The sequence below is a fragment of the Streptomyces sp. DG1A-41 genome (genome assembly GCF_037055355.1).
Classification (GTDB): Bacteria; Actinomycetota; Actinomycetes; order Streptomycetales; family Streptomycetaceae; genus Streptomyces.
In genome coordinates, this window is the sequence record NZ_CP146350.1 from 925054 (window position 1) to 938415 (window position 13362).

10 protein-coding genes are annotated in these 13362 nt (G+C 72.1%); all 10 read right to left on the reverse strand.

Features of this window, described 5'->3' with window-relative positions; all coding sequences use genetic code 11:
- Positions 1 to 29: 29 nt before the first annotated feature.
- Genes V8690_RS04415 through V8690_RS04460 form a run of 10 tightly spaced genes read right to left on the reverse strand, consistent with a single transcriptional unit; the run spans position 30 to position 13362 of the window.
- Positions 30 to 2216 carry a hypothetical protein gene (locus V8690_RS04415; protein WP_338775989.1) on the reverse strand — a complete coding sequence of 729 codons (2187 nt, stop codon included), beginning with the start codon at positions 2214 to 2216 and terminating at the stop codon, positions 30 to 32.
- Positions 2216 to 6064, reverse strand: coding sequence for a putative baseplate assembly protein (locus tag V8690_RS04420; protein WP_338775990.1), 3849 nt, complete (start codon positions 6062 to 6064; stop codon positions 2216 to 2218). Before V8690_RS04420 ends, V8690_RS04415 begins: the two co-directional genes overlap by 1 nt.
- On the reverse strand, positions 6061 to 9171 hold the full coding sequence (locus V8690_RS04425) for a putative baseplate assembly protein (RefSeq protein ID WP_338775991.1): 3111 nt from the start codon (positions 9169 to 9171) through the stop codon (positions 6061 to 6063). Before V8690_RS04425 ends, V8690_RS04420 begins: the two co-directional genes overlap by 4 nt.
- Positions 9168 to 9560: a GPW/gp25 family protein gene (locus V8690_RS04430; RefSeq protein WP_338775993.1), complete on the reverse strand. Its 393-nt coding sequence runs from the start codon at positions 9558 to 9560 to the stop codon at positions 9168 to 9170. The genes V8690_RS04425 and V8690_RS04430 overlap by 4 nt, the downstream gene beginning before the upstream one ends.
- A complete protein-coding gene (locus tag V8690_RS04435; RefSeq protein ID WP_338775994.1) occupies positions 9557 to 9901 on the reverse strand; it encodes a hypothetical protein in 345 nt (114 codons plus the stop codon). The genes V8690_RS04430 and V8690_RS04435 overlap by 4 nt, the downstream gene beginning before the upstream one ends.
- 20 nt (positions 9902 to 9921) lie before the next feature.
- Positions 9922 to 10458: a phage baseplate assembly protein V gene (locus tag V8690_RS04440; protein ID WP_274236997.1), complete on the reverse strand. Its 537-nt coding sequence runs from the start codon at positions 10456 to 10458 to the stop codon at positions 9922 to 9924.
- 48 nt (positions 10459 to 10506) lie between these two features.
- On the reverse strand, positions 10507 to 11646 hold the full coding sequence (locus V8690_RS04445) for a hypothetical protein (protein WP_338775996.1): 1140 nt from the start codon (positions 11644 to 11646) through the stop codon (positions 10507 to 10509).
- Positions 11639 to 12019 carry a hypothetical protein gene (locus tag V8690_RS04450; protein ID WP_338775997.1) on the reverse strand — a complete coding sequence of 127 codons (381 nt, stop codon included), beginning with the start codon at positions 12017 to 12019 and terminating at the stop codon, positions 11639 to 11641. The genes V8690_RS04445 and V8690_RS04450 overlap by 8 nt, the downstream gene beginning before the upstream one ends.
- A gap of 12 nt (positions 12020 to 12031) precedes the next feature.
- Positions 12032 to 12718, reverse strand: coding sequence for a hypothetical protein (locus tag V8690_RS04455; protein ID WP_338775998.1), 687 nt, complete (start codon positions 12716 to 12718; stop codon positions 12032 to 12034).
- Positions 12715 to 13362 carry a hypothetical protein gene (locus V8690_RS04460; RefSeq protein ID WP_338775999.1) on the reverse strand — a complete coding sequence of 216 codons (648 nt, stop codon included), beginning with the start codon at positions 13360 to 13362 and terminating at the stop codon, positions 12715 to 12717. The genes V8690_RS04455 and V8690_RS04460 overlap by 4 nt, the downstream gene beginning before the upstream one ends.

Here is a 13362-nt window from a genome sequence, read left to right on the forward strand (position 1 = left end):
GTTCACAAGGTCGGTGGCGGGTGCGCGCCTCACGTCACGAAGAAGATCCCGGCGTCGGTGCCGGCCGGCGTGTACTCGGCGAGCCGGGCCCTGAGCCCGTCCGCGCGCTGCGGCCGGTACAGGTCGTGGAAGGCACCCATCTCGGCGCCGTCGTCCGCGCCGCGCCGGATCTCCTCGGGGCAGCGGTCGGACAACAGGCCGTACCAGGGCGAGCCGTAGCGCTGGGAGGTGAACAACGGCCTGATGTCCGTGGCCTGTTCGGGTTGGCAGCGGTGGCGGCGCGGGGTGCGCGAGCCGGTGGGGACGTAGGAGTGGCGCAGGCAGCCGATGCCGCGCCGGGCCACGTGGAGCCGGCCCGTGAAGACGCTGTTCTCGGCGATCTTCACCGCGTGCGTGTGGATCTCGCCGATGACGGTGGTGCGGTGCAGGTGCAGCACCGCGTGGGCGTGGCGGCAGTCCGGGGCGGACAGGGCCTCTCGGTCGTCGGCGGTGGCGTCCAGGACACTGTCGCGGATGTGGATGTCGAGGGGGTCCTCGCTCACCTCGTCGCCGATGACCTCGATGGTGCCGAGGATGCTGTGCTCGATCTGGAGGCAGGCGGTGGTGCGGTCCAGGACGATGCTCGGCTCCTCGGGCGAGTGCGGCTCGCACTCGGGCTCCAGTGACCAGCCGGGCACGAGCGTGCTGTGCCGTACGACGACGGCGCCCATCGCGCCGGTGACGTTGATGCCGCGTCCGGCTACCAGCAGCCCGTCGAGGACGACCCGGGGCCGCTCGTGGGGGGCGCAGTCGTCGGACACCGCGCGGATGTTGAGGGCGTCGGGGCGGTTGCTGTACCAGTCGAGCAGGCGGACGACGGGGCGTGTGCCCTCGGCGGCGCGCAGTTCGAGCCGGTCGCCCGGGTCGAGGTCGAAGTCCAGCTGCTCCTGGTAGGCGCCGCTGTGCGTGATCTCGATGATGCCGGCGGGGCCGGTGCGGTCGGCGCGGCGGTCGTGCTGCCAGGCCCGGTAGGCGTCCATGATCTGCCGGTAGGGCTGTCCGGGGCCGACCCGGTACACCTCGGCGTCCGGGCGCGGCTCGCGGTCACGTTCGTACTCGCCGCCGCCCATGTCGGCGGCGAACGCGTAGTGGTAGTCGACCCACACGCCCTGCCGGGGCGCGGAGCGCGAGCCGAACGCGATCCGCCCCAGCTCGGGGTCGACGGCCACCTGGCCCCGCCTGGGCCGGTAGCGCCAGTCCGACAGGTCGGCGACCACGATGTCCGAGGGCGGTACCGGATTGTCCTCGCCGTCGAGGCGGATCACGAAGCTCTTGCCGGGGCCGTAGTAGTCGAGCAGCCGGTCGTGCAGGAGGCGGCGGGTGACGAACGCCGGCACGTTGTCGACGGTGGCGATGTGCGCCGGCGAGGGCTCCGGGAACGGCTTGGTGACCAGCGGGGTGTCGTTGCCGAGGATCGAGAAGGTGTAGAGGTTGCGGGCCCGGTCGATGCAGTAGGCCGGAGTGCGGGTCAGCACGTGCGCCTTCAGCCGCCACACGAAGAGCGCGACGCCGGCCGGGCTCCAGCCGCCCTGCCGGTGCCGTGACTCGGCGCGGCGGACATCGACCGTACGGGCCTGGTTCGCGAACGGGCTGCTCCCCAGGGCGAGTTCTGCGCCGTCGCGCAGGTCGGCCAGCCGGCCACGCTCGCCGCGGTGCGTGCCGGTGCCGGTGCCGGTGCCGGTGCCGGTGCCGTACAGCTTCACGGGCTGGGTGTGGGCGACCTGCCGGGACAGTTCGACGGCCCGCGCGGGCCAGCTGGCCACCCGCTCGGACAGCTCTTCCAGGAGGTGCAGGGTGCCCTTGCGCCGGCGGTTCGCGACCGTGGCGGCCACGTCCCGGCGCGGGGCGACCGCCTCGGCCAGGGCAGCCCGGCCGCCGTCGTGCAGGCCGGTGGTCAGGACGCGCTCGTAGCCGGGCAGGGTGCGGTAACCGACCAGGTCGCCGAGGTACGGCAGCACCCAGGGGGCCGCCGTCTCCACGAACAGGTCCTCGTAGCCCTGCTGGACGCCGTCGCGGACGCGGTCGATCTGCTCGCCGATCACCGCGAGGAGGGCGCGCAGCGGCTCGCCCTCCTCGGCGTCGCGCAGCAGGTGCCAGCGTGGCAGCAGTTCGGCGAGCCCGTCCGGCTCCCGGGGCACGCCATGGGCCGGCGTCTCCGACTGGGTGTCCGGGGACATCACTTGACCTCCGTCAGAATCAGGGTGTCCGCGGCCCGGGGCGACAGCAGCGCGAGCTGGGCCGGGCGGATGCCGCGGAAGACGTACACCGACCGGCCCTTGGACAGGCGCCGGGTGTCGGTGATGTCGGGGTTGAGGCGCAGCAGTTCGGCCAGCGGGACGCCGTACCGGGCGCAGATCTCCGACAGTGTCTCGCCGTTGTCGGCGCGGACCGTGTGGATCTTCTCGTCGTACGTCGCCGGGTGCGCCGGGACGGTCGCCCTGGGCGGGCCGGGCCGGGTGAGCAGCGCGGTGAGGTCCGCCGGGGTGGCGGAGGCGGGCACGCCGGTGAAGACGTCGACGTCCACGTAGTCGACGCCGGGCACGGTGTGGGCGGTGGCCAGGACCTCGGAGAGGCGGGCGGGGCGGCCCAGCTCCCGGCCCTCGAACCCGAGCCGGTTCAGCAGGGCCTGCCGCAGGCGCGGCTCGACGGTCTGCCAGGCGTGGTCGGGGGCCACCTTCACCTTGGCGGCGATCAGCAGCAGGACCAGTTCCCGGCCGTCCACGCGGACCGGGAGGTTCCCGTCGCCGTACTCGGTGAGGGCGCCGCGCAGGGCGCGCAGGGTGTCCGAATCGGGGGCGATGGGCACGTCGTCGGTGCCCGCGACCGTCACGTGCAGCACGCGCCGCCGCCCGTCGAAGAGTTCGCGTGCGGCGGCCCGGCCGATGCCGGCCCGGGAGCGGGCGAAGTCCTCGTAGTCGGACTCGGAGACCAGCCGGTCCAGGGCCGAGACGGCCAGCGGGACCGTACGGCGGGTCAGACCCGGGCCGTCGGCGTCCGCGCCGCCGGTGGCGGGGCGCGGGTTGGTGACCGCGGTGACACCGAGGGGCCGGGTGAGCGGCTGGGTGACGCGGTCCGCCGGGACGTTCGCGGCCTTGCCGGTGCCGAAGCGGTAGCGGGCGCGGACGTTCTCGTGGCCGGAGGACAGCCGGGCGCCGTGCACACCGTCGCCGAAGGTCACGGTGGTCCGGCCGTCGGCCGTGGAGCCGGTGATGTAGACCCGCTCGGTCGGGCCGCGCCCGGCGAGGCTGTCGACCTCGTGCCACAGCACGCCGTCGACCCGGATCTCCAGGACCGGGGTGGCGCCGAGCGGGTTGTCGTCGGCGAGCCAGGTCAGCGGGGACTGCCAGAGCGCGAAGGTCTGGTTGACGCGGTCCGAGTTGCCGCTGCCGATGGCCTCCTCGCGGCTCTCGCCGTGGGTGGCCTCGACGACGTTGCCGAGGATGCGGACCGTCTCGCGGCGGTAGCGGTGGGCGAGGTCGGTGGTGAGGGTGAGCCGGGTGTGGACGTGATCGCCGGGGAGTCGGGGGTCCGCGGCCGGGTCGGCGGCGGCGATCGTGACGACCTCCGTGGCCCGTACGCCGGCCGTGCCGGGGATGTCGCTGCGCTCGCCCTCGACGATGAGCGTGCGGCCCGGCCTGAGGCCCTCGTACAGCTCGGCGAGTTCGATCTCGTTGCCGTGCACGTCCTCGCCGAGCGGTTCGTCGGCGAGGCGCAGGGGCTCGCCCGCCGCGTGCACGGTGGTGTCGCGGATGTGCGACAGGAGCACGTCGAACTCGTCCAGCCAGGGGTGGGCGAGAGTGAGTTCAGTGCCGCGGCCGGTGATGCCGTAGTTGGTGTACGCGGCCCTGCGCACGGCCGTCACCTGGGTGGTGACGAACGCCAGCTTCGGATCGCCGGGGACGCCCTTGTCGGCGCCCTTGGCGGGCCGCTGGATCGCCACCCAGCTGCCGACGGTGATGCCGTCGTGCACAGTGTCCAGCTGGAGCGTGCGGCGGTTGACCGGCTCCGGCTTGCTGGCGATGACGATCTCGACGTTGGGTTCGGCGCTGCCCACCGTGTACGTGAGGCTGACCTCGTGCTCGCCGTGCGTGAACTGCTCACTCGCGCCCGGCCGCAGCGCGATCTGCTCGGACGTGCCGTTGTGGACGCCGACCTGGATCAGACCCTCGTCGTCGGGCCGGGACACGAACAGGGTGCGCTCGGGCAGGCCGGAGTGGAGGCGGGCGGTGACGCCGGGTTCCTGGGAGTCGGCGGGGCGCCGGTTGAGCCAGCTCAGGTCGCGGTCCTGGCCGGAGCGCACGGACAGCTCGACCTGGCCGGGGCCGAGCGTGAAGGTGACCGGCCGGGTGACGGGCAGGTTCTCCGCGCGCTGGTCGGAGCTGCTGCCCTCGACGTACTGGAACTCGGCCCGCACCGGGGTCTTGCCCGCCGTGTCGTACACGACGCGCATGGTCGCCAGCACCGCTCCGGTCAGCGGCCAGTCGGCGGTGCGGATGACCCGGCCGCGGTCGTCCTGGACCGGCTTGAGCGGGGCCGTGGCGCCGAAGGGGGCCGCGGTGACGCGCAGGGCGAGCAGTTCGCGCAGGAGCTGCGGGCCGCCGGGGGCGGCGGCCGTGCGCCAGGCCGGGTAGAGGCTGCCGAGGCCGGGGTTGAGGGCGGAGAGGAGCCTGGCGGTGTCGGTGCCGGGGAGCTGACGGCCGGTGGGGCTTGCGGGGGCGGGCGTAGGGGCGCGCAGGGCGGGGAGTATGGCGCCCAGAGCATTCAGAGCGGTGGTGCGCGAGTCGCCCTCAAGGGGCGCGGGCCGTGTTGATATGCGGCTCCGCCGCGTGGGCGCAACCAGCCCCGACGGCGCCGCGGACGGCCGACCACCCATCGACGCACCCTCCTCATCCGTCTGGGCGGGCGCCAACTCCAGCGCCCGCTCAGCGAGTTCGGCGAGCACCGCTTCCAGCTGCTCGAACCAGGCCGCCACGTCCTCGTAGGGCGCGGCCAGCACCTGGGCCTCGCCGAGGCGGGCGAGGGGCTCAGCGAGACGGGCGGCGAGCCGCTCGGGAGTCTTGACGCCGTCCAGGTCGTTGCGAAGCGGTGCGAGGACCTGGTCCTCGAAGTCCTCGATCAGCCGGCTGACCGGGCGCGGGTTGGGCACCTCCGGGGTCGGCGGCTCCTCCCCAGGCTCCCCCGGCTGCACGGGCGGAGCCGTCCAGCGCCGTACCTCGTCGACGAGTTCCTTCAGGGTCGGCGGCGCCGACTTCGGCAGGGAGATCGCCGTGACGTCGTCGTCCCGGTCGACGCGCGTGTTCGCCACCGGCAGCAGCTTGCGCTCGCCGCCGGCGCCTTCCCCGAAGACGAACAGCAACTGGTCGCCGGTCCTGAGGGAGTGCGCGGTGCCCTCGACGAACAGCTCGGAGCGCTTTTCGAGATCCCGCGGGGTGACGAGCGAGGGACGACGGCGGCGGACCTTCAGTTCGTTGAAGTCCCAGCGGGCCGTCAGGTCCCGGCTGGTCTCGAAGGTCAGCGACTCCTCGCCGGCGGACGCGGGCACGCTGTGGCTGCGCGCACCGCGCGGGATCAGCACGTTCTGGGCCTCGGCGCGCGGGTCGCGTTCGAGGGTGTACGCCAGGTGCGTGGCGGCGGCGACGCCGGGGCGCGGGCGGTGCCCGACGAGCCGGCCGAGCAGCACCAGGGAGCGGTGCTCGTTCGCGGTGCGGACGTAGGCCTCGTCGGCGATGCGCTCGGAGTGGAAGGTGAGCAGTTCGCCGAGGACTGCGGTGGCGTCGAGCAAGCCGATCGCCGGGTCGTCCCCCGTGCGGACGGTGAGCCGGTTCAGCGCCGGGTAGGCGGGTGAGGCGAGCCGGTCGAGCAGGGCGGCCAGGAAGGAGCCGTACTCGCCGACGCGGTAGTCCAGCGCGGTGCGGCCGGGCGGGTTGTGCAACGGGGCCGGCGCGAGACGCTCGTCGTGGCCGCCGCGGCAGGCGCCGCCGCAGCCGCACTCGTCGGTCGCGGTGACCGGGTGCGTGTCCGTCATCGGGCACCTCCCAGGGATATCGCCAGCAGGCCGTTCTCCGGCCGGTCCGGGTCGTTGTCGCAGGTGGCGATCTCCAGCGGGCCGAGCCGCAGCACGCCGTCCTCCCTCTCTCCTCGGTCCTGTCCGTACAGCCGCCGCAGCCGGGTGACCTCGACGCTCTGCACTCCGGGCACGGCCGCGGCGACGGCGACCAGGCGGCTGAGCCGGACCGGTTCGCCGAAGGTGAGCGCGTCGGGGTGGAAGAAGCCGAGCCGTCCGCCCGGCAGCCGTCCGCTGCCGAGCACGCGGTACAGCTCGGCCAGGATCTGCCCGTGCTGGTGGCCCGGCTCGGCGCAGACGGTCAGCGCGATGTCGAGCGGCACCAGTCGGGCGGGGCCCACGACGAGGTCGTGGCCGATGCGCCGGTACGTCTCAAGGGCCTGGGCGACCGAGTCGAGCAGGTCCCGCGACGGGGCAGCGGTGCCGTACGCGTCGATCGCGATGTGCGCTTCCTGGACGCTGCCCGTCCAGCGGAGTTCGGCCGCCGCCCGCTGTACGCCCGGCAGTTCACCCGCGAGGGCCGCATAATCCTCGGCGGTCACGGCCCGCAGCCGGGTGCGGCGCAGGTCGAGCGGGGCGAGCTGGCGTACCTGCTCGACGGGTTCGGGCCGGGTGCCGCCGGCCGCGGGCAGGGGGTTGCGCACGGTGACGGCCGGCGCTTCACAACCGGTTTGCACGACAAGGTGGTTGATGGCCTCGGCACCGACGTTTCCGGCGGTGCCGCCGCCGAGTCGGTAGCGCAGCGCCAGACGGGAGCCGGGCGCGGGCCTGGCGCCGTGCCGGCCGTCGCCGAAGCGCAGGGCCATACGACCGTCGTCCTCCAGTTCGCCCACGAAATGCCGCTCGCGCGGACCGCTGTCGAGCAGGTCGCGGCGCGGCTCCCAGGTCTCGTCGTCGCCGTGGACGCGTACGGCGGGCAGCGCCCGGCGCGGGTCCTGGGCCAGGGCGGCGGTCGCCGAGCCGCGCAGCACCGTCTCCTCGGGGTGGAGGCCGGCCGCGTAGGCCGGGCCCCAGCTGTGCGCGATCTCCCAGGCGATGTGCCCGTCGAGGACCGTGCCCGCGCGGGCCCGGGCGGCGAGGACCTCGACGCGGCGCAGCTTGGTGTCGAGCAACTGGTCGCTGCGGTACAGCAGTTCGCGCAGGGCGCGGACCGGGTGGCGGCGCAGTTCGAAGCGTTCCAGCACGTTCAGGCCGTAGACCACGGCGAGTTCGGCGATCTCCTGCTCGCCGAGCCCGTCCCGGTCGCGGGCGCTGCGCCACAGTTCGACCAGCCGCTGCCGGATCCGGCCCGGGATGGACGCGATCCGCTCGGCCTGCCCGGCGGCGACGGTCCCGGGGTCGGGGAAGGGCACCGCCTGGGTGACGGGCGTACGGCCGAGGACCGGGCGGAAGCGGGGCGCGATGCCCGGGTAGACCGACTGGGCGAGCAGGATGCGCAGCGCGGCGGTCTGGGCGTACGCCGTGCCGGGCACGACCTGTTCGTGCCGCTGCCCGGCGCTCTCCAGGCCGAGGCCGGCGCGTGTTGTGGCGCGCTCGCCGACGACCTCGAAGAGTTCGCGGACGTCGTCGGGGACGAGCGCCAGGCCCGACCGGGTCTTGTCCGTCAGGGCGTTGATCAGCCGCGCGGGCGCGTTGCCCTCCTCGGTGTCCCGGCAGCCGAAGGCGGGAGGGTCGCAGGGGGCGACGACGGCGGGGGCCTGCGGGACGGTGAACGTCTCGGGCAGCCCGTGAAGGGTCCGGCCGTGGTCGACGAGGACGACGTTGCCGCGGGCGAGCGTGACGTCCTCGACGGGCAGGCAGTCGCGTCCGCCGCGCGTGGTGAGGCAGAGCGGGAAACGCAGCGCGTCCTCGGGGGCCCAGGTGACCTCCAGGACGGGCTGGTCCTCGATCCGGTCCAGGCCGGGGGTGACGGAGGTGAGGCGGACGGCCTGACGGTGGCTGGGGTCGGCGTCGCCGGGGGTGCCGGTGCGCGGGCCCTTCACCTCCTCCAGGACGATGACGTCGCCGGGCCTGAGGTCGAGACGGCGCTCGCGGCAGGTCTCCGGGTCCACCCAGGCGTCCCGCAGGGTGGCGGCGGTGGCGCCCTTCGGCAGGGTGCACACCTCGCCGCCCCAGGTCCACAGCCGGATCGCGTTGTGCGCGACCCGCAGCTGAAGCGGGTCGGCGGCGACGACCGGTTCGAAGACCTCCACCGAGCCCCGCTCGTCGAGGTCGCCGAGTTCGCTCTCGTCGATGACGGTGCCCGGCTCGGGGCGGTCGTGCGGGTCGAGGCTGCGCACGTCGACGGAGGCGAAGCGGAAGGTGCCCGGGGCGAGCGTGCGGTCGTCCGCGGTGCGGACGGTGACGTAGGCGCGGGCATTGCAGCCGTCGTGCATCGCGTAGTCGATGAGCCGGACGTGGCGGCGTACGGAGACACGGCGGCGGGCGGTGTCGAGGTAGGCCTCGGTGGCGACCGCGTCCTGCTGGTAGCTGATCTGGTCGCCGGTGTACGCGAGGAGTTCGACGAGGGGCATGCCCAGGTCGGCGGGGTTGCGCTCGACCCAGTCGGGGGTGGTGAGCGCGAGCCGGTCCAGGAGCAGCTTGCGGATGGTGTCGTAGTCGCGGGCCGTGTAGTCGATGACGGGCGCGGCGGGGAAGTCCGGCTCCGGCTGGTCGTCGTCCTTGCAGTCGAAGGGGGTCGGGCAGTCGGGCCGGAAGGAGAACGTGGCGCTGTGGTAGCGCTGGTCGAAGCCTCGGTAGGGCTCGGTGCCGGGCCGTCCGTACGGGTCGGTCTCGACGAGGGAGAGCCGGTAGCGGGAGGTGTCGCCGGCCTTGTCGAGGGTGACGTAGAGCCGGTCGTCGAGCTCGGGGTCCTCCTCGCGTTCGACGCTGACGTCGACGGCGGTGATGCCGGTGATGCGCCGGCCGCCGTCGATGCGGACGTTCTCGGGGCCGAGGCCGTGCGGGGCCTTGCCGAGGAAGGTGACGGTGAGCAGCAGGCCGTCGTCACTCACCTCGACGGCGTCGACGCCGTTGAGCTGGGCGGCGCGGACCTTGGCCCGGCGGGAGGTGGTGGTCGTACCGGTCATGCCGTGACCCTCCCTTCGAAGACGTCGTCGCGCGAGGCGCCGTCGGCGCGTAGGACGTACGACAGGTACACACGGACGACGTTGTCCTCGCTGACCACGTCGAGGGCCTCCACGTCGATGAGATCGCCGAGCCAGCGCTGGAGCGAGGCCTGGACGGAGAGTTCGAGGGTGCTGACGAGTTCCGGGCTGGTCGGCGCGAAGACCAGGTCGAGGAGCCCGCAGCCGAAGTCGGGGCGCATCACGCGCTCGCCCGGGCTGGTGAACAGCAGCTGTTCGATGAGGTCGTGGACGTGCTCGCCGTGGGTGGCGTGCGCGGTACGACCCCGGCGGTCGGCGTGGAAGGGGAACGCGATATCGCTGCGCGGGCGTTGGCTGGTTCGGCGGCTCATCGGACGGTGACCTTTCGCTGCGCGGCCTGGACGACGGGCGGTCCCTGCGGCACGAAGGCCGCGGTGAAGCAGTGGGCCGCGGAGGTGTCGAGCAGCACGGGCGCGCCGTCGACGGTGATACCGGCGCCGACGGCGGTCCAGCGGACCGTCACGCAGGGCGTGGGCACGCCGTTCACGGTGTGCGGGCAGCCGGTGACGACGTAGCTGTGGGCGGCCGTGGCGATGGCGGCACCCGCGATGCGTACGCCGCCGGACGGTGAGCTGGCGGCGGTGACGCGACCGCCGTGCGGGCAGCCGATCACGGCGTTGGCGTCGAGCAGACTCCCGGATGTCCCGGACACGTTCTTCCTTCCCCCGGTTCTTATCGCTTGGACGCGATGGTCAACTGGCCCTCGTTCACGTCCACTTGGTTTCCGCGCAGGATGACCTCCGCGCCGAGGCCGTTGGAGATCACGATGGTTTCCTTGGTGATGCGGATGTACGCCCCGCCCTGGGCCTGCAGCAGAATCCCCTGATCGGGGCCCGGCGGGTCGCTCATCACGATCTTGTGCGCCTCGGGTGTCTGCACCACGACGGGCTTGGCCTGCGAGGCGGGCTGCACGAGACGGCGGGCGTCGGGCGGCAGCTCGCCCTGTTCCCCGTACCAGCATCCCGTCCACACCGGGAAGCTGGGATCGCCCTGCTCGAACTCGACCCACACACCGGCCCCGGGCGCCGGCACCACGAACTGGCCCGCCTGTGGTCCGGTGAACGGCAGACAGGGCAGCGCCCAGGTCGACGGCTCGTCACCCAGGACGTCGGGTACCTCGACGGTGATCCGGCCGATGTGCAGCGGATCGTTGTTGTCCACGACTCGGCCGCGGAATTTGCCGAGGTAGCGATTGCTGGGTGCCGCCATGTGAACTGCTCCTGGTCTGACTGGTCGTGATGGTCGGTTCGGGGTGGATCAGGGCCTGACGTAGGCGCTGCGTGCTTCGAGCCCCTCTCGCGACAGCGTGAAGTTCTGCTGGAAGGACCCCTGCCGCAGGATGTGCGTGACGGACTTGACGAAGTAGTCGCCGTCGTACGTACGGCCCGAGCCGCGCACACCCACCAACTGGCGTGGCTGCAGGATGTAGCCGTGCCGGTTCACGTCGAGCGAGCCCGAACCGGAGACGACATCGGCGGACACGGCCGCGCGCGCGAGGAGTTCGGCCTCGGCCTGTTCGCGCTGGTGCTTGGCGGTGCCGGAGAGGGTCCTGCGCTTGAGGGCCGGGGTGGGGCGCTTGCCGAGCGGCGGGCGCAACGGACTGATCGGCGGCTGGGGCAGGAGGGTGGACTGCCGGGTTCCGGGGTCCTGCCAGCGGGCCTGCGGCTCCTCGCGGGCCGTCCCGTCGTAGGCGAACGTGAGCTGGTCGACGGTGGAGTTGGCGTCCATGTTGACGTTGAGGGCGTGCTGGCGGATGCCGAGGCGCACTTCGGGGCCCCAACGGGCGGAGGACTGGCCGGGGTTCGGCCCCGGCTCCAGGTAGAAGGTGTAGCCGTTCGCGCGGGCGAGCTCGTTGATGTACTGCAGATCGGTGCTCGTCTGGTAGTGGACGCGGAGGTCCTGGTGCGGCGGCTGGCTCACCTTCTCGGTGTAGACGTCGGGCCGGATGCCGTAGTCGGAGTAGCGGCGCAGGATGGCGAGGACGCGCTGGGAGGGCGGGAGATTCGGGTACCGGTCGGTGCGCTCCTCAAGGTCCATGAGCAGGGACAGGTCCTCGCCGGTGACGGTGAGCGTGGAGTGCCCCGGCTGGTTGCTGGCCCCGACTTCCTGGCGCACCACGAGCCCGTCGAAGAGCACCTCGGGGGTGCCGCGGACGGTGACGGTCACGATGAGCCGCGTCTTCGGGTCGAAGAAGCCTTGGGGCAGGAGGGTGCGGCTGATGAGCCCGTTCTTGGTGAGGTCGAAGGCGAGCTGGAAGCCGGAGCGCTCGCCCGCGGTGGCGGTGATCTGGGCTGAGAGGAGTGCCTCAGCGACCTCCGCGGGCACGGGCTTGGCCAGCTTCGGCCCCATGTGCAGGGTGATGTGAACGGGGCCGCGCCCCACGGGTAGTTCAGCCACGCCGGACTCCCTGCGGCCCCTGCGGGAAGTGCCCGGCGAGCGGCACGTCGACCTCTCGGCCGGGCTCGTCGGTGAGCTCCCGCGGATCCAGTACCGGGTTGGCGTCGGCGATCTGCCACCACTGGCCGGGGTCGCCGAAGTAGCGCTGCCCGAGCAGGTCGGGGCGCTCGCCGGTGCGGACGGTGTGGGTCTGCGTGGCGTCGCCTGTTTCCTCCAGCGGAGGGAGCAACCGCCGCTTGGTGTACCGGACTTCGGTCCCGTCCGGCAGCCGGTGCGCGCCGATCTCGGCATCGTGGTACCGGCTCGTCCGGGGGTACGGGTGGGCCCCCGGTATCGCGTCCAGCGCGTTCTCGTACGGCTCGATTTCAGCCATGGCGTTCGCTCCTCAGCCCCTTCCCACGCCGATGCCACTGGAGCCGAGCCCCAGCGACCCGATCCCCGCGGTGCGCGCGGCGGCGGCGAGGCGCTCCTTCTGCGCGAGATGCGCGTAGTACAACTCGGCGCCCGGGTGCCCCATCGGCAGATCGCTGACGGTGAGCACCTTGAGTCCGATGCTGAGCGAGGCCCGGATCGGGTTGAGGTTGACATCGAACGCGGACTCATTGATGGACAGTTCGGTGAGCCGCACGGGCATGACCCGCTTGCTCCCCCAGGTGAAGAGGGTGAGCGGCATCTCGATCGGAGAGATCTCGATGGTCCCCTTCTGCGACTGCCGGCTGGCTTCGCGCAGTTGGGAGGACGTCGGCTGCACGAGCATTTCGAGCACGGCGAGTTGGGGGTGGATGCCGTCGGGTGCAGCGATCTCGAACTGGTCGGTGGCGTCGATCTCTGCGGTGAACTTCCAGGTTTCCTGGGCCGGCCCTTTGAGGCGGAGTGCTTCGTTTCTGTCCCCGTTGCCGCTGCCTCCTCCACCGGAATCGCCGCTCCCTCCTGCGGACTGGGGCGAGAGGCTGCGTTCCAGGGTGTCGGGGTTGAACTGGAGGACGATGATGCGTTGGGGGGTGCCTAGTTCTGGGTCGACGAGGACTATTCCGGAGCGGATGGGTTTGGGGATGTTGGCGTAGCGGGTCACAGGCGGGCCTCCAGGCGTTGCTGCAGGGGCGCGTAATCGTGATCCGGGAAATGCTCGGGGAAGACCCGCAGCATGGTCCTGAGATCGTCCAGGGTGTTACTGAACTCCCTGTCACTGAGCGATACGTCGGCGAAGAGGTACTGCCAGCCGATGACACCTTTAGTAATGATGAGGTTGTCGAGGTAGTCGCGGTAGTCAAGGTCGAGCCTGATGAATGTGTGAAATCTGTCGAGATACCAGATCTCTGGACTCGACACACCAGGCAGGAACCTCATCGTGGCCAGTTGCCCGCTGCCGCCGCGTGAGATGTCGTCGAGAATCGAGAGTTCCGAGAGGAGCGCCTTGTCGCTTTCGTACCAGGCGAAGTCGTCCAAGGGCAGGAGCTTTCGTTCAATGCTGGCGCTGAGGTTCATGACGCTGAAGTCGCCGACGAGTGATTCATCAGGGTCGGAGGGGGTCCAGTGCAGCGCCATGTAACGGTACGGAAAGTAGGCCTCCTTGAGCCGCTCGGCGAGGGGGAAGCCGTCCTCGGCCATCAGCTCGAAGATTCCCGTCGGGTCCTTTCCCGTCCCGCCTGGTCCCACCTTCTCGTATTTGACATCGAAGAACGGCGATTCGCGCACTTCACGGATGGACTGGAGCAA

Coding starts and splice junctions, on each gene's coding strand:
- V8690_RS04440 (WP_274236997.1), bottom strand. CDS start 10,458: ATGGCGGCACCCAGCAATCGCTACCTCGGCAAATTCCGCGGCCGAGTC.
- V8690_RS04450 (WP_338775997.1), bottom strand. CDS start 12,019: ATGGCTGAAATCGAGCCGTACGAGAACGCGCTGGACGCGATACCGGGG.
- V8690_RS04430 (WP_338775993.1), bottom strand. CDS start 9,560: ATGAGCCGCCGAACCAGCCAACGCCCGCGCAGCGATATCGCGTTCCCC.
- V8690_RS04425 (WP_338775991.1), bottom strand. CDS start 9,171: ATGACCGGTACGACCACCACCTCCCGCCGGGCCAAGGTCCGCGCCGCC.
- V8690_RS04415 (WP_338775989.1), bottom strand. CDS start 2,216: ATGTCCCCGGACACCCAGTCGGAGACGCCGGCCCATGGCGTGCCCCGG.
- V8690_RS04420 (WP_338775990.1), bottom strand. CDS start 6,064: ATGACGGACACGCACCCGGTCACCGCGACCGACGAGTGCGGCTGCGGC.